The sequence below is a fragment of the Lachnotalea sp. AF33-28 genome (assembly GCF_003477885.1).
Lineage (GTDB): Bacteria > Bacillota > Clostridia > Lachnospirales > Lachnospiraceae > AF33-28.
Window position 1 is genome coordinate 96,872 of the sequence record NZ_QUEE01000010.1, and the last position, 21,560, is coordinate 118,431.

The following is a 21,560-nucleotide window of genomic DNA, read 5'->3' on the forward strand; positions in this document are numbered from 1 at the left end:
TTAAGCTGACAGCAGCGCATCTTTATGGTAGCATATTTTTACATACCATTTTAAAATGGAGGAATCATATGTACCGAATATTAATCGTAGAAGATGATATGGGCATCGCCGGTGCGATCCGCAGGCTGACTGAAGCCTGGGATCTGGAGGCAAAGTGTGTGGAGGATTTCCGCAATGTGCTGGCGGATTTCGCACAGTTCAATCCCCATCTGGTGCTGCTGGATATATCTCTGCCCTTTTACAACGGCTATCACTGGTGCACGGAAATACGGAAGGTATCCAAGGTCCCGATCATTTTTATTTCTTCCGCTTCCGATAATATGAACATCGTCATGGCGATGAATATGGGCGGGGATGATTTTATCGCCAAACCCTTTGACCAGAATGTATTGGTGGCCAAGCTGCAGGCGGTGCTGCGCCGGACCTATGATTTTGGAGGACAGGTGAATATCCTGGAGCACAGAGGCGCTATGCTCAACATCGCGGACGCGGCGCTGACCTACAAAGGTGAGAAAATCGATCTGTCCAAAAATGAATACCGCATACTCCAGGCCCTGATGCAAAGCAAAGGGAAAGTTGTGAGCCGCGATTCGCTGATGGAACGGCTCTGGGAGACGGACAGTTTTGTGGATGAGAACACGCTGACGGTCAACGTGGCCAGGCTGCGAAAAAAACTGGACAATGCAGGCCTGACCGGATTTATCACAACCAAAGTGGGGATGGGGTATATCATCGAATAAATGCGTTCTCACCTAAGACAGGAGAGCATCATGAAATTATTTATGCGCTATCTTTTAATACACACAAGGAACGTTATTGTTTATCTTATTTTCTGCGCCGTATTTGCCGTCACATTTGCGCTGTACCGGCTGCCGGTATCCGCCGTGGGGTATGCCTGCGCCATCAGCGCCTTTATCGGCGCGGCAGCCGTGCTTCTGGATTACATCGCCTTTTACAGGAAACACCGGCAGCTGGAATTTCTGATGCATGAGATCACGGTTACCGCCGATCATCTGCCGGCCCCCAAAGGGCTGCTGGAAGAGGATTATCAGGCGCTGGTCCGCATTGTATATGATGAACGCCAGAAGCTGGAGGACAGGATGAACGCGAAATATACGGATCTGGTGGAATACTATACGGTCTGGGCCCATCAGATTAAAACCCCCATCGCTTCCATGCGCCTGAATCTGCAGAGCGAGGATACGCCTCTTAATAAGGAGCTTTCCTATGATCTGCTGCGCATCGAGCAGTATGTGGAGATGGTGCTGGGATATCTTCGGCTGGATGCGGGCACTACGGATTACCTGATCCGCCGCTGCGATCTGGACAGCATCATAAAGCAGGCGGTGCGGCGGTTCTCTTCACAGTTTATACGCAAAAAGCTCCGCCTGGAATATGAGCCCGTAAACTGCAGCGTTTTGACCGATGAGAAATGGCTGCTGTTCGTCATCGAACAGGTGCTGTCAAACGCTATTAAATATACGAAGAGCGGCAGCATATCCATCACGCTGGAGGAGCCGAAGACTCTCTGTATCCGGGATACAGGCATAGGCATAGCTTTGGAGGATATTCCCCGGGTATTTGAAAAGGGCTATACCGGATACAACGGCCACAGCGATAAAAAGGCCAGCGGCATCGGCCTCTATCTCTGCCGCCGCATCTGCGAAAACCTGGGCCATAAGATCCAGGTTTCCTCTGCCGTAGGTGCCGGCACCTCCATCCGAATCTGCCTGGACAGCGCCGATCTGGAGACGGAGTGAACCGGCACCTTTCAAAAGTGTAAGATCAAAATGGGGAAATGTAAGCCGGATCGATGGCGGCGCATTTCCCTCTTTTGCTATAATGAGCCCGTAAGAAATCAAACGGAGGTAATTGAGATGCCGATATTGGAAGTAAACAATGTGAAAAAAATCTATACCACCCGCTTTGGAGGAAACCAGGTACAGGCTTTAAGAGATGTGACCTTCAGCGTGGAAAAGGGAGAATATGTGGCGATCATGGGAGAGTCCGGCTCCGGCAAAACGACGCTTTTAAATATACTGGCCGCGCTGGATAAGCCCAGCGGCGGCACTGTTTTCCTGGACGGACATGACCTGTCCAAGATCAAAGAATCGGAAATCGCGGCGTTTCGCCGGGATAATCTGGGGTTCGTGTTTCAGGATTTTAACCTGCTGGATACCTTCAGCCTGCAGGACAATATCTTTCTTCCCCTGGTGCTGGCGGGGCATACCTATGAAGATATGAATAAGCGGCTGACCCCCATCGCTGAAAAGCTGGGAATCTCTAAACTGCTGCAGAAATATCCCTACGAGGTATCCGGCGGGCAGAAGCAGCGCGCCGCAGTGGCACGGGCGCTGATCACGGGCCCAAGGCTGGTTCTGGCGGATGAGCCCACCGGTGCGCTGGATTCCAAGGCGACAGCAGAGCTTCTGCAGCTCTTTTCGGAGATCAATTGGGACGGCCAGACGATCCTGATGGTGACGCATTCTGTTAAAGCGGCCAGCCATGCGGGCCGGGTGCTGTTTATCAAGGACGGGGAAGTGTTCCATCAGATCTACCGCGGCAACAGCACGAATGAAGAGCTGTATCAGAAAATATCCGATACGCTCACACTGCTCGCGACAGGCGGTGATAGATCATGAAGCGGTTCTTTTATTCCAGGCTGGCATGGAACGGAATACGCAAAAACCGCCAGACGTATCTGCCCTATATCCTGACCTGCATCGGAATTGTGATGATGTTTTACATCATTTCGTTTCTCTCCCGCAGTGAGGCGGTGTCCGCCATGCCGGGCGGTGAGTCGATGCAGATGATCCTGTCCATGGGCTGCGGCGTGATCGATGTGTTTGCACTGATTTTCCTGTTTTATACCAATTCTTTTTTGATCCGCAGAAGGAAGAAGGAGTTTGGACTCTACAATATTCTCGGCATGGGCAAATGGAATCTGGGAAGAATCCTGATCTGGGAGAGCCTGATCATCTATGTGATCTCCATGGCAGGCGGGCTGCTGTGCGGCATCCTGTTTTCCAAAGCGGCGGAGCTTTGTATGACCAACATACTGGGAGGCACGGTCAGCTTTACTTTCACTGTAGGCTTTAGCTCTATTGCGCAGACGCTTACGCTTTTTGCAGCGATCTTTCTGCTGATCCTGCTGAATACACTGCGGCAGATCCATGTATCAAAGCCGGTGGAGCTGCTTCACAGCGAATCGGTAGGAGAGAAACCGCCGAAAGCCAACTGGCTGCTGGCATTAATCGGAGCGGTGATGCTGGGATGCGCTTATTATGTGGCGGTCAAGGTGGAGGAACCGCTGGCGGCCATGCTCTGGTTTTTTGTCGCGGTAATCATGGTGATCATCGCCACCTATATGCTGTTTACCGCCGGCTCGGTGGCTGTTTGTAAGCTGCTTCAGAAAAACAGGCGCTATTACTACAGGACGAATCATTTCGTGTCCGTCTCCTCCATGGCTTACCGGCTGAAACGCAACGGGGCCGGTCTGGCATCCATCTGTATCCTCTCCACGATGGTTCTGGTGATGCTTTCGTCCACGGTCTGCTTATATATCGGGACAGAAGAGAGCTTAAGAACGCGCTATCCAGGAAACATCGTTGTGGATACCTATTCCATAGAGGAGCCGCATGTGGCCAGAGTGCAGGAAGCGGTGCAGAGCACTCTTGCGGAGCACGGGCTTATTCAGGAAAATGTCCTGGATTACCGGTATCTGGATGTGGCGGGTTTATTGGAAGGTGACCGGGTGCTGTTTGACAAGAGCAGCATGACCGGATTTGAGCTGACGGATGCCGGCAAGATGCGGCAGTTGTTCTTCGTCCCGCTGGAGGACTATAACCGGCTGATGGGAAGAACGGAGACGCTGGAGGCTGACCAGGTGCTGATCTGCAGCACGGATACGGATTACCCGTATGATACAATCAGCATAGAGGACTGCGGCACTCTGAAGATCAAAGAGGTGGTGCCGGGATTTCTGGATAACGGAAATGACGCCATGCAGGTGCTTCCCAGCATCTATCTGTTTGTGCCGGATCTAAATGTGATGGAAGACATATTCGACATACAGGCAGAGAAGTATGGGGATAACCGTTCCTACAAGCATTATTATTACTGTTTTGATCTGGACTGTGCAGATGAAGAGCAGATTGCCGTTTATGAAGGGATAAAAGAAAAGGTGCGGCAGCTGCAGATAGACGACAACAGCTTTCCCAGCGTTCCCGTGGAGAGCGTTGCAAATGAACGGGGCGGTTTTTACGCGCTCTATGGCGGATTATTCTTCCTGGGAGTGCTGCTGGGACTGGTATTTATATTCGCTGCGGTTCTGATCATGTATTATAAACAGGTGTCTGAGGGATATGAGGATCAGTCCAGATTTGAGATCATGCAGAAGGTGGGCATGACAAAAAGGGAGATTAAAAAGAGCATCAATTCCCAAGTGCTCACGGTATTTTTCCTGCCGCTCGTCACCGCGGGCATGCATGTCGCCTTTGCGTTTCCGATGATTTCAAAACTGCTGGCGCTGTTTAACCTACTCAATACAAAGCTGCTGATCCTTGTAACCGCCGGTTGTTTTCTGGTATTTTCGCTGTTTTATGTAATGGTATACAACATGACGTCACACGCTTATTATAATATTGTCAGCGGCAGAAAAGAGTAGTGCGCTGCAGCCGGAAAGAGAGGAGGATGCCCTGTGAGGACAGATAATTTCATCAGAAAATCATCGGATAAAACCGGTAGGAAAAGAAAAAGGCTGCTGGAAGAGGCGGCAGAAAGCAGCGGCTTTGCCGTGTTCGCCGCCATCCTGTTCCAGATTGGGATACTCCTCTTTATTGGCTCCCTGCTCTGCTCCCTCATGGACGGCCTGCTTTGCTGGTTTGAGAGAAGGCGCAGCAGGATCAGTGATCCTGCATCCAGGATACGCCGTTAAGCTCATGGAGTGTCAGCGTGCCTTCACATATTCCGTTTATGGTGAGCTGTATTTCTCCCTCCGGCAGAACGCCGTCGTAAACTCTGGTGGTAAATGTCTCTTCTCCGCCGTTTACGAAGATTTCCAGAGATGTGGTATCGGAAAAAATCCGGAGGGAATGCAGTCCGTTAAGCTTTAAATAACGGCGTTTCCTGCCGCTGCCGGCACTCCCCATATCCAGGGTCAGCAAGCCTGCCTCATAGGAGAGGAGGACGCTGTTTCGCAGCTGCGCGCACATGGTTTCGCAGCGGCTGAATACAAGTTCCGCTTCATAGATAATCCCGGACCGGCAGCCCGACTCGCAGGGCAGGGAACAGGTGCTGCTGTTTTTCCTTAAGTTTTTCAGCTCTTCGACCGGCTGCTGTATCAGCCGGCCGTTTTTTACGTGTAAGACGCGGGGAAGGGTGAGGGCATGCTGCCATCCCGCGGCAGCAGTGGGGTTTGTATAGTCCGTCCCCGCGTTTCCCATCCAGGCGATCAGGATGCGGCGTCCCCGCTCATCTAAAAAGGTCTGAGGGGCATAGAAATCAAATCCACGGTCCACCACCCGGATATCCTTTATGGCATCCGGGCTGCACTGCCCCGGTGTGAAATCGTATTCTAACATCATAACCGTACACTGCTGCGCATCCCAGTAGTCCATGCCGTCCGGCTCCACTCCCTGGGGACAGCAGATCAGGCAGAGCCTGCCGTCCAGATAAAAGAGATCCGGGCATTCCCACATATAGCCAAAGGACTCGCCGGTGGTGATGCGGCTGTAAGAGTTCCAGTGTTTTAAATCTTCGGAGCGGTATAAAAGCACCATGCCCTTATCATGGACATCTCTGGCGCCGAGGGCCATATAGTAGATACCGTCTTTTTTAATAATCTTGGGATCACGGACATGGGCGCTTATATCCGCCGGATAATCCGCATTGGTCATCAAAAGCTCCTTGGTGGAGAAGTGAACACCGTCTCTGCTGGTACAGTGTACGGTATTGCTGCCGCGTCCGGTCATGATGTAATCGTAATCGTTCCGGTCGAAGTATTTCACATTGCCGGTATAAAAATAGTGGATTACGTCATCCTCTATGAAGGCGGAGCCTGAGTAGACACCGTGGGCGTCAAAATCCTGATCCGGAAACAGCACCGGCCCGCAGTCCGTATAATGGATGAAATCTTCTGTGGTGTAATGCCCCCAAAGCTTTATCTGTCCGCTTGGTTCAAAGGGGGTGTACTGGAAATAGATATGATAGATACCGTGAAACTGGCACAGGCCGTTGGGGTCATTGAGCCAGCCGGTCTCCGGCATCAGGTGGTAACTAAGCCGGCAGCCGTCCTGGCTTACACGGCGGCGGTATTCCTCGTTTTCCCGATACCATCTTTCATAATCCGCTTTGGTAACTTTTTCGTATTTTTTCATGAAATTCCTCCTGGTCTATGCCATCAGCGCGAGAGTGGCGGCCTTATGGGCATACGTATCGTTTATATGTTCCTTACGCAGACCGGCTGCGCCCAACGGGTCAATGTCTGCTTACTTTAACTGCAGGGGTATTCAGATCAGCCGCAGCCGCCGGGAAGGTTTCGACAGTCAGGCCGTCCCCCTCCGGAAATATCATGATGGTCTGCGGATTCAGCCCCTTTTGCCTGATATAGTCCAGATCCGCTTTGATGAGCCGGTCGCCTCTTTTCACCCGGATTCCCTGTTCCACAAACGCCTCAAAACCTTCCCCGTCCAGCTGTATCGTGTTGATTCCGATGTGGATCAGCACGTCAACGCCGCTGTCCGACGTGATGCCTATGGCGTGTTTTGTCGGAAACAGCAGGCTTACCGTGCCGTCACAGGGGGCATAAACCATACCGTCCGCCGGATTTATGGCGATGCCGTCGCCCAGAGCCTTGGATGCGAAAACCGGATCGTCCGCCTGCTCTACAGGCAGCAGTTCTCCGTTCATGGGCGGATACAGGAGCGCTGCAGAGGGTTCTGCTGCCGCGTTGTCTGTGTCTGTTACATCTGTGCCTGATGCTGGGCGTGCCTCTTCCTTTTCCAGCCCGAACTTTTTCCAGAACAGGATTGTGAGCGCGAAGGAAATCCCCATGGACAGCACCAGGCCAACAGCGAAATTCAGGTAGTGATCCGGCTTCATGGAGATGAACCCGGGAAGCCCTGCCGCACCCAGCGCCTGTGCCAATGTTTTCGTCCAGGCCAGGTAAGCGCTGCCTGCCGCGGAGCCTATGATGGCTGCATAAAAAGGATATTTCAGCTTCAGCGTCACGCCGAACATGGCGGGTTCGGTGATTCCGAGGAGTGCGGAGATACCGGAAGCGGAACAGATGGATTTGATCTTTTTGTTTTTCGTCATTAAAAGCACCGCCAGGACAGCGGCCCCCTGGGCCACGTTATTCATGCTGGCTGTGGAGAAGATAAAACTGCCGCCGGTATTGGCGCTGTCTGCAAGAAGCTGTGTCTCAATGGCGATAAAGCTGTGATGCATGCCGGTCATTGTGATGGGTGCGTAGGCGAAGCCGAATAAAGCGCCACCGATTGGGCCGAGCGTATTGTAGAGCCAGGTGATGCCCGCAGCCAGCAGGTTGCCGGCTTCCCTCAAAACAGGGCCGACACAGATAAAGGTCAGAAAGGATGTGACCAGTATGGACAGCAGCGGTGTGGTCAGGTTATCCAGCCAGGACGGGGTCACCTTGTGCAGCCGTTTCTCTATGGATGCCAGTATCCAGGATACGGCCAGCACTGGCAGCACAGTGCCCTGATAGCCGATGGCAGCGATCTCAAATCCGAATATACTCCATACCGGCGGGTCTGCCAGGCCGATCTGATAAGCGTTCAGCAGGTCGGGATGCACCATGATCATGCCCATGGCGGCGCCCAGAAAGGCATTGCCGCCGAACTTTTTCGTTGCGCTGAAGCCGATCAGTACTGGGAGAAATGTAAACGGCGCGTTGGCAAAGGTATTGATGGCTGAGGCGAGTCCCTGCCACTGCGGATACAGCTCTATGACGGAGTGGCCGTTTATCAGGGGGGATGTGAGCAGATTGTTCAGCCCCATCAGCAGACCGCCGGCCACAATGGCGGGGATGATCGGTACAAAGATATCGCTTAGCATTTTGATAAAACGCTGAAGGAGATTGCCCTTCTTCTCTTCCTTTTCTTCGGGCTGTTCCGATGTCTCCCCCAGGAGCTTCTGCACCTCATCACAAACCAGATTTACGGTGCCTGATCCGAATATGATCTGAAACTGGGACTGTGTCAGAAAGACGCCTTTTACCCCTTCCAGATCGCTGATCGCGTCTTCGTTTCTAAGTCCGTTGTCACGCAGCTGAAACCGAAGTCTCGTCGCACAGTGCGTCACCGATTTTATATTGCTTTTTCCCCCTACGTATTGTATTACCTTTTTGGCTGTTTCCGTATAATTCATTGCTCTGCCCCTTTCCTTCTCCTTTTAATGTTGGCACCGGTTCCATACTTAAATGATAACGCTTGAAGCCGTAAAAGTCAATGCGAATAATGGAACCGGTACCGTTTTTAAATGTAGAAAAACACAGTGATATTTTGTGCAATATATATAAAAAGAGCTGCCGCACCAGCGAACGCACTCTTTCTTTATTTTAAGTAAGCAATTGTTTTTGGATAGTTTTTCAAGTACAATTACATATACACAAGCAGATAAACGTGCAACAAAGGTATTTCAGACTGAAATCTGTAACATTTTGTTGATTTTTTCGTCTATATAAATAGAAACATAATTTTGAAAGGGGATATATCTATGAAGAAAAAAAGGATTACTAGCAATAATAGGCTGCTTAGCCGTTATAGGTATTGTTGTGTTTGCTTTTTCTGGTCGAAAGCCTTATAAGGATTTAGAAGCATCGGATATTGTTTCTGCAACAGTCCATTTGGCTCCGCCTGATAAGACAATCCAAGTAACAGAGATTAAAGAACTTGTTGCATATCTCAATGAAGTCGTTATTTATAACGAAGATAACTCATATACGGAATATGACGGTCAGGCAGTTATGTTCACACTTGCAATGGCTGATGGTTCCCAGGAAGAAATTACGGCATACAATCCGTTTGTTGTAATTAACGGTACAGGATATAAGACAAAATATGGGCCGTGTGAAAAACTGAATAACTATGCCAATAAGTTGTTGGACAAAGTAAAATAAGCTTCGCTGTATAAGCAAGCTCTGTTCGTTTTGTATGAAAGTGCAACAGCCCTTCCGCTTGCGTGCGGTCCGCCTACGGCAGAAAATATTACAGAATCCGGCTACCTGCTTGGAATTTTTACGCTTTGGCCTTCAATTAAAGTGTAATCTACGATCTGCTTTTTTGGCACCGGTTCCTTGCGGATGCGTTTCAAAAGTGTTTCGGCGCCCAGATAACCGAGGGTATAGGAGTCAAAGCGCAGAGTGGTCAGCTGCGGCTTGAGCAGTTCACTTTCATCATAGCCTCCAAAGCCCGCAACCGATACGTCATCCGGTATATTTAGACCGTGACGTTCCAGAACCCGGTATGCGCCGAAGGCCAGGCGGTCCGTAGCGCAGATCATTGCGTCCACCGGCCCTTCCTTCAGCACCGCTTCGGCCATTTCCTGGCCGCTCTGATAGCTGTAATCGCCTGTAACGGTCAGGATATCCGTGATGCCGCATTCCTTAAGACCGTCAATCACTCCGCGTCTGCGTTCGATGCCCACAGCCGCGTCACTTTCATTCACACCCAGATATGCGACTCTGCCGGGGCCGCTCCTGCCGATATACATTCCCATGGCTCTGCCCGCGCCGTAATCGTCCTGGGTTACCGTGATTCCGTCCCCATAGTCCTGCGCCAGCACCACTACCGGAACCGGACACTCATGGATCAGCTGCCGGTGCTCCTCAGACATGGTGATAGCACTTAACAGTATCCCGTCCACATTCTGGGCGATCAGCCACTGAATATTCCTGCGTTCCAGTTCGCTGCTGTGGTCAGAGTCCTTTATCAGAGCTTCATATCCATGTTCGCGCAGATAGCGGCCGATACTGGTGATCACCCTGCTGGTGACCTTGGAGTTCAGAGTGGGGAGCACAACCCCGATCACATTGCTTTTGCTGGCCTTTAAACGTGCGAAGGTATTGGGCTCATAGTCATGGGCCTTAACGATCTCCTGAATCTTTTCTCTGGTGGATCCTTTGACACTGCCCCCGTTAAAATATCTGGAGACTGTGCTTTTGGTGACCCCGGCCATATCGGCAATATCGGCGATTGTAATTTTCTTTGTTATCCTGCTCTCTTTGTTTTCCATATAATGCAGACACCTCGGTTTATTGGGAATGGGATTCTATCTGTTAATGATACCATACTTCAGGATATTTTTCTATATGGCGCTTGCACCGTCAGTTATTCCCCCAAGGCCGAAAAAAGTGTTGAGATTTTTGGAGGGTAAAGCTATAATAATAAATAAATCGATGTCCGCTAGAAGTATTGGAAGTAATGCAAAATGCTGCACATAAGGACATCCTGTCACAGGAGGAGAGTGCGGGGAAAGAAGGGGAATATGAAATACAGAGAGCTGGGAAGAACCGGATTAAAGGTCAGTGAGATCGGTCTGGGAGGGGAATGGCTGGAGCGCCATAATGCAAAAGAGGTAGAAGAGGTAATTCGCTGCTGTGAGGAGAATGGGATCAATATCCTGGACTGCTGGATGTCGGAGCCAAATGTGCGCTCAAATATCGGCGCGGCTATTGAACCGCACCGTGAGAAATGGGTGATTCAGGGACATCTGGGTTCAACCTGGCAGAACGGGCAGTATGTGCGGACCCGTGAGCTTAGTAAGGTAAAGGAAGCGTTTCAGGACTTGCTGGAGCGGATGCGCACGGATTACATAGACCTGGGAATGATTCATTTTGTGGATGAGGAGGCGGAATTTCGCCGCGTTGTGGATGGGGAATTCATGGAATATGTGCGGGAACTGAAAAAAGAAGGGATGATCCGGCATATCGGACTTAGCACCCATAATTCCCATGTGGCCCGTCTGGCGGCCCTGCAGGGTGAGATCGAGATGATTCTGTTCAGCATCAATCCGGCTTTTGATATGATGCCGGCCACTGAAGATTTGAATATATATTTCAGCGATGATTATGCGGAAGAGCTTGGCGGTATAGCGCCGGAGCGGGCCGAGCTCTATAGCGTATGTGAGAGGGAGGGCGTGGGCATCACCGTGATGAAGGGGTATGCCGGGGGCCGCCTGTTTTCGGCGGAAAGCTCGCCTTTTGGCGTTGCGTTGACGCCGGTACAGTGCCTGCACTATGCGCTCACCAGGCCGGCTGTGGCCAGCGTGATGGTGGGATACGATACGCCGGAGCATGTGCGTGCCGCCGTGGCATATGAGACGGCCACAGAAGAGGAAAAGGATTATGCCAGCGTTCTGGCCGGTGCGCCGAAGCATGCCTACTACGGACAGTGTACCTATTGCGGGCACTGTGCTCCCTGTCCGGCAGGCATTGATATCGCTATGGTGAACAAGCTGTATGATCTGGCAGCTATGCAGGAGGAAGTGCCGGCCACCGTCCATGCTCATTACGGCAGCCTGACGGCCAATGCGAAAGACTGCACTGCCTGCGGCGGATGCGAGAAGCGCTGTCCCTTCGGTGTGAAGGTCCGGGAGAGGATGGTACAGGCGGAAAAAGTGTTTGGATAAACACTGTTGTTGCTGTTCACAGTTACCGAAAAATTCCCGCGTAAGAGAGAGCAGGGTATGGTCCTCATTGGGACCCGCTCTCGCTCCGTGAAGCGCGCAGCGGTACTAATGCTGTAAAATACACAGCAATAAGTACCGGCGGGCTTCAAGGGATCCCTATGAGGACCATACCCTGCCCTCTCTTACGCTGCTTTATTGGCAGCGTGTGAACAGTAACACACTGTTACCGAAATTGCTAAATAATCCAAGAAAAATCTTGACATTTCTTTAAATGTTGATTACAATAATTAAGCATGCCAAGTGCAGTATAAGCAGATGTGGCGGAATTGGCATACGCGCATGATTCAGGTTCATGTGGGCATAACGCCCGTGCGGGTTCAAGTCCCGCCATCTGCAGAGCAAAAGAACCGTAAGATGCCTCATTAGCAGGTGTTTACGGTTTTTTTATTTCGTTCATTAGCAAAATACGGCCTATTGAACCAAAACGCTTCATCAGAGATGACCTTTGATTCACCTAAGAAAAATGCATGATAAAAAGGAAGGAGTTAAAGATGAATATCGGCAAGGAATATGAATTATTAAATCAGCTATATTTTGAAAGGATTAGCGGTACGGAGTCAGAATTAAAGGCCTGCAGAATCATTGCGGATGAACTGACCAAGATAGGATTGGATAGCCGGATTGAGGCCTTTGATGTGGTGAGAAATACAGTACAGAAAGTTAAATTCGAAGTGACAGAGCCATACCATAAAGTATATGAAGCAACCGCTTATATGGGATGTGTAAATGCGGACGGACTGTCGGCAGAGCTGGCATATTTTGAAAGCGATACACCGGTCTCACGCAAAAACGCAGAGGGCAGAATTGCCCTTGTAAATGGGTATTTGGGCATGAATAAATTCAAAGCCTTATGTGAAGCGCATGCGATCGGTTTCATAACGTATAACGGTGATATTGACCGGGAAGAAAATGATCTGGATCCTAGAGAATTAAGAGAGAGTTCGCAGGTATTTGGAAATATGCCGGGTGTCAATATACGTATTCAGGATGCGATTGAATTAATTGAACGCCAGGCCACACATGTAAAGCTAACGGTCGAACAGACCATGCAGGATGAAAAATCGCACAATCTGATTTGTGAGATCAAAGGTGAGAGCGAGGACTGGATTGTCTGCTGCGCGCACTATGATTCCGTGCCGAATTCGAAAGGCGCTTATGATAATGCGACAGGAGCCGTTTGTCTGTACAGCATTGCGGAAGAATTAAAGGATAGGCATTTAAAGCATAATATCCGTTTTATATGGTGCGGAAGCGAGGAAAGAGGGCTGTTAGGTTCCAAGGCTTATGTGAAAGACCATGGGGAGGAATTGGAGCATATTAAGTTGGTGGTAAATGTGGATATGTTAGGCTCTGTTCTCGGCAATCGGATTGCGGTCAGCACAGCGGACATGTCGCTGGTCCATTACATAGATTATTATGCCAGGGTGGAGGGATATCCGCTGGAATCCAGCCAGGGTGTATATTCCAGTGATTCCACACCTTTTGCGGACGCGGGTGTTCCGGCCGTTTCATTTGCAAGAGGCAGCGCGGGTACCGCGAGGATTCACTGCCGCTTTGATGTAATGGAACATTTATCACAGAGGATATTAGGAGAAGATACCGAATTTATCCTGAAGTTTGTTGAAACAATGGCGAATGCTTACGTGATTCCGGTCGTTCGCGAAATGCCTGATAATATGAAGGAAGAGCTGGATAAATATTTAGGACGCGATTTACTGAAAAAAGAGGAAAAGAAATAATCTGCCGGAAATCCGGGTACGCCGAGCCGTACCCGGATTTCTGTTCCTCGAAAACATTGTCCACCCTTGTAACAGATTGCAACAAATGCTATAATACGAGACAGAGTAGGTGGATGTTCGGCGGGTATTCCGGGGAGGGAACGATTGTGGTTCAAAAAAGTGAAAGATCGGGCGGTGTACGGTTTGGCGCCGGAGCAGCTGTTCTGCTGTTTCTGGTCCTGCTTTATGTGGGTGTCTATACATATCAGCTTTATACGCGCATTGTGGACGAAAGCAAAACATTGGCATGGGAGATGACTGTGAAGTCCGCCGAGGTGCTGGAGCTGCGTCTGGATGACATAAGGACTTCGCTTCGCTCCTTTGCCAATGAGGTCTCTCTGCAAAGTATCGGTACGGACGGAGTGGACCGGCTGGCCGCGTATGAACTGGGGGCCGGCACGGTTTACCATATCCACATCCTTGCGCAGGACGGTACGCCGTTGACAGAAGGATCGGCCCTGGATTTGGAGGGAGCCGAAGAGTTGGCGGAGCGCTGCCCGAATGACGGCGAATTCTCCAGTTGTTACATTGGGAAAAGCGGATATTGGCAGACTGCTATCGCATATTCCGCGGTGATTAACCAAATTCCATGCCGAATCTATGCTGAGTGTGTGCTGGATGATTTGTATATGGAAGACTTTATGGTCTTCCACAATGGACAGGGCTATTGCTACATGGTCTCCGGGAGCGAAGGGGATTTTATCATGCTTCCCAAGAATCGATTCGGACAGGGACTTTACTCAGGCCTGTTTACCATGCTTGAAGCTTATCAGGGCAATGATCCTGCGGTAATTGAAAGCATGCGTGCCGCACTGGTCAACAGGGAGCAGTTTACGGTACGGATGGATTTTCGGGGAGAGAACTGTTATTTGTGCTTCGTGCCGCTCACCGATCATACCGATTGGTTCATCGTATCGGTGATTCCTGCGGCGGCTCTGCAGCAAAACGGTATGGACGCTATATTGGCCATCCTGCTTCTGACAGGGGTGCTGCTGTTGGGAACAGTGGCCCTGACTGTGGTCGACCGACGCCGATGGAAACTGCGGTATGAGATGGAAGCAGCCCGGATGGCAAACCAGGCAAAAAGCGGATTCCTCTCCAATATGTCCCATGAGATCCGCACCCCGATGAACGCGATCATCGGTATGACGGAGCTGATGAAACTGGATCTGTCGGATGAGGAACGGGTGAAAGCCTGTATCGAAAAAATCGGCGCATCTTCCCAGTATCTGCTTGGTATCATCAACGATGTTCTGGATATGTCCAAGATTGAAAGCGGGAAAATGATATTGGAGCACAGCCCTTTTTCCATCAGCACGGTGATAGAAAAGGCGGTGGACTTAATCCAGCCCCAGGTACAGATGCGTCAGCATACGTTTAGCGCCTGCGCCCGCTGGGAGGGACCGGACTGTCTCACCGGAGATGGGATGCGGCTTAGCCAGGTACTGGTCAATATACTTTCCAATGCCGTAAAGTATACGCCGGAGGGCGGACAGATCCGGCTGCGGCTGTCCGGTGGGTGGGATCCGGACCGAAAAGGCACGGTTTGGCTTCGCATTGAGGTGGCGGATAACGGGATCGGTATGAGCAAGGAGTATCAAAAGATTATTTTCGAGCCGTTCTCCCAGGAGAAAAATTCTCTAAGCAGAGGAACCGGCCTGGGCATGTCCATCGCAGCACAGATGGTCCGCCAGATGGGCGGTGAGATTACCGTGGAAAGTGAGCGGGATAAAGGCAGTACTTTTTGCATACGGCTGTCGCTGCCGGCGACGGTGGAGGACTCTCGCAGCACTGCGCCGGAGGCAGACACAGGCATTTTACTGATTGACCGGGATCCGGAGATCCTGGAGACCGCCCGTCCTACGTTTGAAACCCTATTTGTACGGGTGAGTACCGCGGCCAGGCTGGAAGAGGCCATGGAGGCGTTGGCGGCGGAAAATAAGCCCGGAATCGTCATACTTGACAGCGGGTTTGAAGGACTTTTACAGATCGCCGGGGCCGCACATAACTGCGGTGCGAAACTTTTTGTGTCAGGATACGGGCTTTTGCCCGCCGGGTATCAGGCGCTGGGAGCAGACGGTTTTCTGGCGAAACCCCTGTTTTTGCAGAAGCTTCTGGATGCGCTGGAACCAAGAAAGATACGGAATTCCTCGGAACAGTCAGAGGCGCCTCTGAAAGGACTGTGTATCCTCCTGGCGGAGGACAACGAAATGAACGCTGAGATCGCTGAAGAGCTGCTAAGCTATTTTGGCGCCCAGGTGGAAAGGGTCACGGACGGCGAGGAGGCAGTGCGCTTTTTCGAGAGCGGGGAGGAGGGGCAGTTTGATTTGATTTTGATGGATATCCAGATGCCCCGGATGAATGGCTATGACGCAGCCAGGGCTATACGGGCCCTGGGCAGGCCGGATGCTGCGCGGATTCCGATCCTCGCCATGACGGCGGATGCCTTTACGGAAGATATGATCCTGGCGGAAACGGCCGGCATGAACGGCCATATCGCCAAGCCCATAGATGTGAAGATTCTCATACGGGAGATTCAAAAAGCCATCAAAAGGGGGGATATTCATGAGGACTAAATCCAGCGCCGCCGGGCACCTTCTTCTGGCTATGTTTCTCATTGCGGTCATGCTGGCAGCGGGATGCGGAAGCAGCGGCATCCAGATTGTGGGGCAGAAGGCGGACACAGTGAATCTGCGCTTTATTGGCTATAAGGTGGGAAAATCCAAGGTGGAAGAGATCGACACGATCTTAAACCGCTATATGGAAGAAAATGAAGATGTGGTCATTGTATATGAGGGTATTGCGGAAAAATATGTGGATATCATGAGTGACCGGCTTCAAAGCGGGAGGGCCGGCGATCTGTTTATGATCGGCGACCAGGCGGTATCCACCTATGCGGCCAATGGCTGGTACGGCACGAAGATTGCTGATCTGTCCGGAGAGGAATTTGTCCGGCAGTACAGCCCCATGATCCGGAAGATGATCACCCTGGACGGTCAGGTACCGGCGGTTCCCATGTGCCTTAGTACGGTAGGGATGCTGGGAAATATGGATGTCTTAAGCGCCTGTGGAATTGACCGGATGCCCGATACCTTTAACGAGTGGGTGAGGGATATGGAAACCGTACAGGAATATGGATTTACGCCCATGGTCAACTATCAGGGCAATGCCGCGAGCCTCTCATTTTTGATGGCCGGCCGGTCGGTTGCAGCTTATGTGGAAGGCGTGAAAACCTATGATGAAGGTGTAACAGCCGCGGAAGTATTTTCCCGGGGAATCACGGACATATATGGGCTGATAGAGGCAGGGCTCATCGACCGGGCACAGTTTGCAGGGGAGACAGAGGCGCGGGCATATCAAACCGTACTGGGAGAAGAGTTCGCGTCGGGCGGTGTGGCTTTTGCCGTGGCTCCCAGCTGGACGCTGACTGCATTTCAGTCCGGAGAACCGGAATTTGAATACCGGTATGCCGGGCTGCCTGTGGGCGATGCGGGCCCTTTGGCAGGTGTGCGTGCGTCGGTTCTGGTGGCGGTCAACAACGAAGGGGAGCACAGAAAAGAGGCGGCCGCTTTCCTGGATTTCCTGATGCAGCCGGAACATATTGAACGCTATGCGGCCGCGCAGACCAGCCTAAGTCCTCTCGCCGGCGCAAAAACCGATGATCCGCTGCTTGCACAGCCACTCGCTCTGATTGAGGCCGGCCGAATTTTCAGCGATACCGATGCCCGCATCCCGTTTAACCTGTTAAAACTGCTCAATGAGGCGACTCTACAGATGGCAGACGGAGAGCCGCTGGAACAGATTCTTACCGGATTTGCCGTTTCCGTACGCGAAACCATGTCCTCTAATGCTGCCAATCGGTAGGTCTGCCGCTTTTTTGTGAGATAAAAGCGAGTGCCTGCCGGCGTTCGTCCGACATTAATCCCATACAGCCATATGAAAAACCGGACCAGTCTTGATCCTGCAGATGCCGCTCGGCCCGGATGTTAAAATCCAGATACTGCTCATGAAGGCTGTGTCCAAAGAGCCGGTACAGGGCCAGAGGGAACCCCCAGGTGATCAGATCCAGAAGCGTGTTGTAGCACTCGCGGACAATCGCAAACGCGCTGTGTTTGATAATAAACGCGAAGATCACTTCAAAACATGCGTTGCTTTTTCCCTGTTCCCGCATAGCGGTAAACCCTGTTTCCAATTCTGTATGAACCTTAGGAGAAGCGTTTTCCAGCACATGGAGCATCACCGGATGTAGAGTCAGTTCGACAATGTGCAGAGCATCCAGATAGAGCCGGAGTCCTTCGCGGATTTCCGGTTCGTCTACGTCAAAGGCGGCGGCCTCCATACGGACCGTACTCCGTTTGCCCTGATGGGATTCCACGACGCCCAGCTTTTCCAGCAGATTTAATGTGCGGCGCACCGTATTCACAGAGATGCCATGCTGTTTTGCCAAACAGGACAGAGAGGGCAGCTTGCTGCCGACCGGATATCGGTGATACATGATCCCGCGGATCAGATGGGAAGCAAATGAATACCGCAGCTGCGGCTGATGCCGGTAAATGCGCCACTGAAAGGGGACGGGGGCGGTCTGTTCCAGGGAATAACCTATGCGGGCCTCCTCAATGAATGTGAAGAGGCTTTTTACATGCTGTGTGAAGGTGTCCGTCAGTCCCTGGCAGAGGTCAGCGAGTGCATCTGGCCCCTGGCGGTCAGCCATGCTGCCGCTGAGTGCGGCGTCCTCCTGCCTCATTAAAAACGGAAAACGGGCATAATGCAGGATTTCCCAGTACAGATTGATCAGCAGCCTGTTTTGCAGACGGTTAAGGACCGTTATGTAAAGCACCACATGTGGGGCGATCACATCGCTGGGAAATGGATTCTCTTCTTTTTTCCATCCCTCAATACCTGCGTTCCAGCAGGGCAGAAGAAGCAGGTGCCCGCCGCGGACAAGATCCAGAATCCCATCAGCCCGGGGCACAAAATACTCTGCCGCGTTTTGCCGGCAGACGGATAAGGGAATGCGGCAGGTCACCCTGGCAGCTTTTCTCGCATCCACCGTAACATATCCCTGCTGCTCCAGCGCCGTCAACGCATCCCTGACGGTCGGAACAGACACTTGAAAGGCGGCGCTGACTTTATGAATGGATGGCAGCGGGTCGCCGCAGCCATAATATCCGCTCAGGATTCTCGCCTCATAATATTCGCAGATATGACGTTTCAGATCACTCTCTAATTTCAACGGACTTTCCCCCTGTTAAATACCTGCTGTTGAACAAAACATGCTCCGCATAGGATCACACTGCGGCGTGTCTTTTTATTGTATCATCAGCTGACCTGTTTGTATAGGTTGGGACAATGGAATTGAAGCGCAGAACTATTCGTGATATAGTAGACCCAAACTATGATAGCCGGCGGCGGGGAGGTAACGGATGATTCAGGAAGAGGCAAAATGGGTGCGGCCGGATGAGGACTGTGAGGCCCCCATCATGTTGGGCAAGATTTTTGTTGAGGGAGGGATGAAGTCTGCAAAAATTTCGATCTGCGGTTTGGGTTTTTTTGAATTGTATATAAACGGGCGAAAGGTTTCTGAAGATCTCATGGTACCGGCATGGTCCGACTATCTATTACGGAGAAAAATGGGATTTTGACGCTGTGGAGCCGGAAGAGCGCCCGGTTGCGCTGGCCGAGCCAATTCAAACGCTTAGCAGGCAGGAATGCCCTGCGGACAGAGAGATCCGATCCTTTTCTCCCAAGCTTATCAGGCGCAGCGGCGGCCGGAGCATCTACGATGCCGGGGAGAATCTGACGGGGTATGCGACGTGTACCGGCAGAGGCAGGATCATCATCCGGTATGCGGAGGAGCTGAGAGCGGACGGTGAGCTGGATTTCACATCGGCGGGCGGAAAACAGCAGATACAGTGCGATGAATACCTGACCGGCAGGGAGAGAAGGCTCAAGCCCAGATTCTCCGTCAAAGGGTTCCGCTTCATCGAAATAACGGGTGATGTTAAAGAAGTGGAAGTGATCGCCGTGCACAGTGATGTGGCCGTCACATCCTCTTTTGTATCCGGCGATGATGCATTACGCGATCGTTTCGGACTGCCCGCACCGGGAGCGGCTGGGTTATACCGGTGACGGACAGCTGACCTGCAACGCGGCCATGCTGCTTTTGGACAGCCGCAGGCTGTACCGTAAATGGATTCGGGATATCTTGGACAGCCAGGATCCGGACACCGGACATGTGCAGCACACCGCTCCGTTTTATGGAGGAGGCGGAGGTCCGGGCGGCTGGGGAGGCGCTGTGGTGATCGTGCCCTATACATATTACCGGCACTTTAAAGACCGGGATTTGCTGGCCGAGTGCTGGCCGCATATGTTGAAATGGTTCTCTTATATGCAGAGCCGCTGTGTCTTAAATCTGGTGACGTCGGAGGAAAAGGACGGATGGTGCCTGGGAGACTGGTGCACTTATGAGCGCGTACAGATTCCGGAACCTCTTGTGAACACCTATTATTTTATTAAATGTATGGGGATGATGGAAAAGATTGCGGGCATCCTGGGATGTGATGAGAAGAAAGATGAGATCGAACGCCAGGCTGCCGCGTCGCTTAAGGCAGTAAAGATCAAGCGGCCGCAGAGCGGATGAATCGCGAGTACAAAGAGAGAGGCGCATATGATACCGGAATATTTGGCACATATATTTTGACCAGAATGCTTTTTGAACATGGCTTTGCCGATACAGCCTATCAGCTGCTGACTTCAGAAGCGAAGGTCTCATTTTCTCATATGAGGAAAGCTGGCGCTACCACATTGTGGGAGAGCTGGGACGGACACGGCTCCCATGATCACCATATGTTCGGCGCTGTAACCGACTGCCTGTTTGAATATATCCTGGGGATTCGGGAAACTGCGCCCGGATATGGCGGGATTGAAATTCGTCCGCAGATACCTTCAAAACTGGATTTTGTGAAAGGACACATTACGGCAGATGCAGGTAAAATCGAGGTGAGCTACCGCCGGGGGCAGCTACCGGAATGGGAGATTACGGTTCCGGACATGGAAGCGGTATTTTATCATGAAGGAAAGACCATCAGGCTGCATGCGGGCGTAAATGTATTTTAGCGCGGATGCCATTGCTTTTTAATCTGCATGCCGCTATACTTATTATATAAAGATGCGCGGCTGCTGCAGGCCTTGCGGCCAATACGAAAGTCGGGCAGAAATGGAGATTACAATGAACAGCAGAGTGGACAGAATTTATGAAAAAATGAATGAGGGAAAACTGGTTAAGGGCTTTTTCCTGACCATGGAAGATCCGGCGGTCAGCGAGATGGCAGGCTGGATCGGATATGACTATGTTTGGATTGACGCGGAGCACGGAGCGCTGGGCAGGCAGGAGATCCTGCGCCATATCGTTGCGGCGCAGGGAAGCGGCTGCTGCGCCATCGTCAGAGTGCCGTCAGCAGAGCCTTCTTTATTAAAAGCGATTTTGGATATGGGACCGGACGGCGTCATTTTCCCTTTTATACATAATGCCGGTATTGCAAAGACCGCTGTGCAGGCCTGCTCCTATCCGGACACCGGCGGCATCCGCGGACAGGGGCCGATCAGGGCTATCCGCTACGGCTTGCTGGACGAAGGCGAATACCTGGCCTCCGGTTACAGGAATGTGATGAGAATCATGCAGATCGAATCCCTGGAAGGGTATGAGAATCTGGATGCTATTATGGACGTGGAAGGCATCGATTCAATCTTTATAGGTGCGGCCGATCTCTCTAGATCCATTGCGGGATACCGAGGGGACAAGAACTATACGCTGGACGGGGTATATGATGATATCTGCAGGAGAGTGCGCGCGCGGGGGCTTTATCTGGGGGCCGCCATGGGCCCTACAAAGGAGGACGCCGAAAGGATCATGGGAAAGGGTGTGCAGTGGACGGTGTTCGGGCAGGATGCAAGAGCTTTGTCCGGCGCGCTGAAGGCAAACTTTGACGCGGTGAAGGAATTCTGACAGATGCTTTTCTGCGACAGACTGCAGTTTGCTACAAATTTAGAGCAGATCTCGCCATATATATTGAC

Annotated in this window: 19 protein-coding genes and 1 tRNA gene; 16 read left to right on the plus strand and 4 right to left on the minus strand. The window is 51.6% G+C overall.

Going from position 1 to position 21,560, the window contains the following annotated elements:
• Positions 1-68 precede the first annotated feature (68 nt).
• The 5 genes from DWZ56_RS14755 (at position 69) to DWZ56_RS14775 (ending at position 4,936) form a co-directional block, all read left to right on the plus strand.
• On the plus strand, positions 69-740 hold the full coding sequence (locus tag DWZ56_RS14755; protein WP_118557399.1) for a response regulator transcription factor: 672 nt from the start codon (positions 69-71) through the stop codon (positions 738-740).
• Between the two features lie 30 nt (positions 741-770).
• Positions 771-1,760 (plus strand): sensor histidine kinase, encoded by a 990-nt coding sequence (locus DWZ56_RS14760; RefSeq protein ID WP_118557400.1) that lies wholly within the window; start codon positions 771-773, stop codon positions 1,758-1,760.
• Positions 1,761-1,877: 117 nt separating this feature from the next.
• Positions 1,878-2,642: an ABC transporter ATP-binding protein gene (locus DWZ56_RS14765; protein ID WP_118557401.1), complete on the plus strand. Its 765-nt coding sequence runs from the start codon at positions 1,878-1,880 to the stop codon at positions 2,640-2,642.
• Positions 2,639-4,666: an ABC transporter permease gene (locus tag DWZ56_RS14770; RefSeq protein ID WP_118557402.1), complete on the plus strand. Its 2,028-nt coding sequence runs from the start codon at positions 2,639-2,641 to the stop codon at positions 4,664-4,666. The genes DWZ56_RS14765 and DWZ56_RS14770 overlap by 4 nt, the downstream gene beginning before the upstream one ends.
• A 33-nt stretch (positions 4,667-4,699) precedes the next feature.
• Positions 4,700-4,936, plus strand: a complete 237-nt coding sequence (locus DWZ56_RS14775) for a hypothetical protein (protein ID WP_118557403.1) — start codon at positions 4,700-4,702, stop codon at positions 4,934-4,936.
• Here the strand turns inward: DWZ56_RS14775 and DWZ56_RS14780 are convergent.
• Positions 4,905-6,377 carry a glycoside hydrolase family 32 protein gene (locus DWZ56_RS14780; RefSeq protein ID WP_118557404.1) on the minus strand — a complete coding sequence of 491 codons (1,473 nt, stop codon included), beginning with the start codon at positions 6,375-6,377 and terminating at the stop codon, positions 4,905-4,907. The genes DWZ56_RS14775 and DWZ56_RS14780 overlap by 32 nt on opposite strands.
• Before the next feature lie 100 nt (positions 6,378-6,477).
• Positions 6,478-8,388: a sucrose-specific PTS transporter subunit IIBC gene (locus DWZ56_RS14785; RefSeq protein ID WP_118557405.1), complete on the minus strand. Its 1,911-nt coding sequence runs from the start codon at positions 8,386-8,388 to the stop codon at positions 6,478-6,480.
• Between the two features lie 406 nt (positions 8,389-8,794).
• On the opposite strand from DWZ56_RS14785, the gene DWZ56_RS14790 reads away from it, so the two are divergent.
• Complete coding sequence (locus DWZ56_RS14790) at positions 8,795-9,139, plus strand: hypothetical protein (protein ID WP_243095289.1); 345 nt, start codon at positions 8,795-8,797, stop codon at positions 9,137-9,139.
• 101 nt (positions 9,140-9,240) lie between these two features.
• On the opposite strand, the gene DWZ56_RS14795 is transcribed toward DWZ56_RS14790, so the two are convergent.
• Complete coding sequence (locus DWZ56_RS14795; RefSeq protein ID WP_118557407.1) at positions 9,241-10,254, minus strand: LacI family DNA-binding transcriptional regulator; 1,014 nt, start codon at positions 10,252-10,254, stop codon at positions 9,241-9,243.
• A gap of 252 nt (positions 10,255-10,506) precedes the next feature.
• Here DWZ56_RS14795 and DWZ56_RS14800 point away from each other — a divergent pair, with 252 nt between their 5' ends.
• From DWZ56_RS14800 to DWZ56_RS14820, 5 genes are all read left to right on the plus strand, one after another.
• Complete coding sequence (locus tag DWZ56_RS14800) at positions 10,507-11,649, plus strand: aldo/keto reductase (protein WP_118557499.1); 1,143 nt, start codon at positions 10,507-10,509, stop codon at positions 11,647-11,649.
• Positions 11,650-11,960: 311 nt separating this feature from the next.
• Positions 11,961-12,045: transfer RNA gene (locus DWZ56_RS14805), tRNA-Leu, on the plus strand.
• A 155-nt stretch (positions 12,046-12,200) separates the two neighbouring features.
• On the plus strand, positions 12,201-13,448 hold the full coding sequence (locus tag DWZ56_RS14810) for a M28 family metallopeptidase (RefSeq protein ID WP_158584608.1): 1,248 nt from the start codon (positions 12,201-12,203) through the stop codon (positions 13,446-13,448).
• Positions 13,449-13,594: 146 nt separating this feature from the next.
• Positions 13,595-16,063, plus strand: a complete 2,469-nt coding sequence (locus DWZ56_RS14815) for an ATP-binding protein (protein ID WP_158584609.1) — start codon at positions 13,595-13,597, stop codon at positions 16,061-16,063.
• Positions 16,053-17,351, plus strand: a complete 1,299-nt coding sequence (locus tag DWZ56_RS14820; RefSeq protein ID WP_118557410.1) for an ABC transporter substrate-binding protein — start codon at positions 16,053-16,055, stop codon at positions 17,349-17,351. The genes DWZ56_RS14815 and DWZ56_RS14820 overlap by 11 nt, the downstream gene beginning before the upstream one ends.
• Here DWZ56_RS14820 and DWZ56_RS14825 read toward each other — a convergent pair.
• Positions 17,332-18,720, minus strand: coding sequence for a GntR family transcriptional regulator (locus DWZ56_RS14825; RefSeq protein WP_118557411.1), 1,389 nt, complete (start codon positions 18,718-18,720; stop codon positions 17,332-17,334). The two genes, DWZ56_RS14820 and DWZ56_RS14825, sit on opposite strands and share 20 nt — an antisense overlap.
• Before the next feature lie 190 nt (positions 18,721-18,910).
• Between DWZ56_RS14825 and DWZ56_RS14830 the strand changes: the two genes are divergently transcribed.
• The 5 genes from DWZ56_RS14830 (at position 18,911) to DWZ56_RS14850 (ending at position 21,492) form a co-directional block, all read left to right on the plus strand.
• Positions 18,911-19,129 (plus strand): alpha-L-rhamnosidase N-terminal domain-containing protein, encoded by a 219-nt coding sequence (locus DWZ56_RS14830; protein WP_118557412.1) that lies wholly within the window; start codon positions 18,911-18,913, stop codon positions 19,127-19,129.
• A gap of 4 nt (positions 19,130-19,133) precedes the next feature.
• Positions 19,134-19,616: a family 78 glycoside hydrolase catalytic domain gene (locus tag DWZ56_RS14835; RefSeq protein ID WP_158584610.1), complete on the plus strand. Its 483-nt coding sequence runs from the start codon at positions 19,134-19,136 to the stop codon at positions 19,614-19,616.
• Entirely contained in the window at positions 19,555-20,127 is a 573-nt protein-coding gene (locus DWZ56_RS14840) for an alpha-L-rhamnosidase-related protein (protein ID WP_158584611.1), read from the plus strand. Before DWZ56_RS14835 ends, DWZ56_RS14840 begins: the two co-directional genes overlap by 62 nt.
• Positions 20,124-20,603 carry an alpha-L-rhamnosidase-related protein gene (locus DWZ56_RS23345; protein WP_118557415.1) on the plus strand — a complete coding sequence of 160 codons (480 nt, stop codon included), beginning with the start codon at positions 20,124-20,126 and terminating at the stop codon, positions 20,601-20,603. Before DWZ56_RS14840 ends, DWZ56_RS23345 begins: the two co-directional genes overlap by 4 nt.
• A 112-nt stretch (positions 20,604-20,715) precedes the next feature.
• Complete coding sequence (locus DWZ56_RS14850) at positions 20,716-21,492, plus strand: HpcH/HpaI aldolase family protein (RefSeq protein ID WP_118557416.1); 777 nt, start codon at positions 20,716-20,718, stop codon at positions 21,490-21,492.
• The last annotated feature ends 68 nt before the right edge of the window (positions 21,493-21,560 follow it).

What these genes read in the sequence shown, in the direction of transcription:
- DWZ56_RS14755 (WP_118557399.1), top strand. Translation starts at nt 69, where the DNA reads ATGTACCGAATATTAATCGTAGAAGATGATATGGGCATCGCCGGTGCG.
- DWZ56_RS14760 (WP_118557400.1), top strand. Translation starts at nt 771, where the DNA reads ATGAAATTATTTATGCGCTATCTTTTAATACACACAAGGAACGTTATT.
- DWZ56_RS14765 (WP_118557401.1), top strand. Translation starts at nt 1,878, where the DNA reads ATGCCGATATTGGAAGTAAACAATGTGAAAAAAATCTATACCACCCGC.
- DWZ56_RS14770 (WP_118557402.1), top strand. Translation starts at nt 2,639, where the DNA reads ATGAAGCGGTTCTTTTATTCCAGGCTGGCATGGAACGGAATACGCAAA.
- DWZ56_RS14780 (WP_118557404.1), bottom strand. Translation starts at nt 6,377, where the DNA reads ATGAAAAAATACGAAAAAGTTACCAAAGCGGATTATGAAAGATGGTAT.
- DWZ56_RS14785 (WP_118557405.1), bottom strand. Translation starts at nt 8,388, where the DNA reads ATGAATTATACGGAAACAGCCAAAAAGGTAATACAATACGTAGGGGGA.
- DWZ56_RS14795 (WP_118557407.1), bottom strand. Translation starts at nt 10,254, where the DNA reads ATGGAAAACAAAGAGAGCAGGATAACAAAGAAAATTACAATCGCCGAT.
- DWZ56_RS14800 (WP_118557499.1), top strand. Translation starts at nt 10,507, where the DNA reads ATGAAATACAGAGAGCTGGGAAGAACCGGATTAAAGGTCAGTGAGATC.
- DWZ56_RS14810 (WP_158584608.1), top strand. Translation starts at nt 12,201, where the DNA reads ATGAATATCGGCAAGGAATATGAATTATTAAATCAGCTATATTTTGAA.
- DWZ56_RS14820 (WP_118557410.1), top strand. Translation starts at nt 16,053, where the DNA reads ATGAGGACTAAATCCAGCGCCGCCGGGCACCTTCTTCTGGCTATGTTT.
- DWZ56_RS14830 (WP_118557412.1), top strand. Translation starts at nt 18,911, where the DNA reads ATGATTCAGGAAGAGGCAAAATGGGTGCGGCCGGATGAGGACTGTGAG.
- DWZ56_RS14840 (WP_158584611.1), top strand. Translation starts at nt 19,555, where the DNA reads ATGATGCATTACGCGATCGTTTCGGACTGCCCGCACCGGGAGCGGCTG.
- DWZ56_RS23345 (WP_118557415.1), top strand. Translation starts at nt 20,124, where the DNA reads ATGAATCGCGAGTACAAAGAGAGAGGCGCATATGATACCGGAATATTT.
- DWZ56_RS14850 (WP_118557416.1), top strand. Translation starts at nt 20,716, where the DNA reads ATGAACAGCAGAGTGGACAGAATTTATGAAAAAATGAATGAGGGAAAA.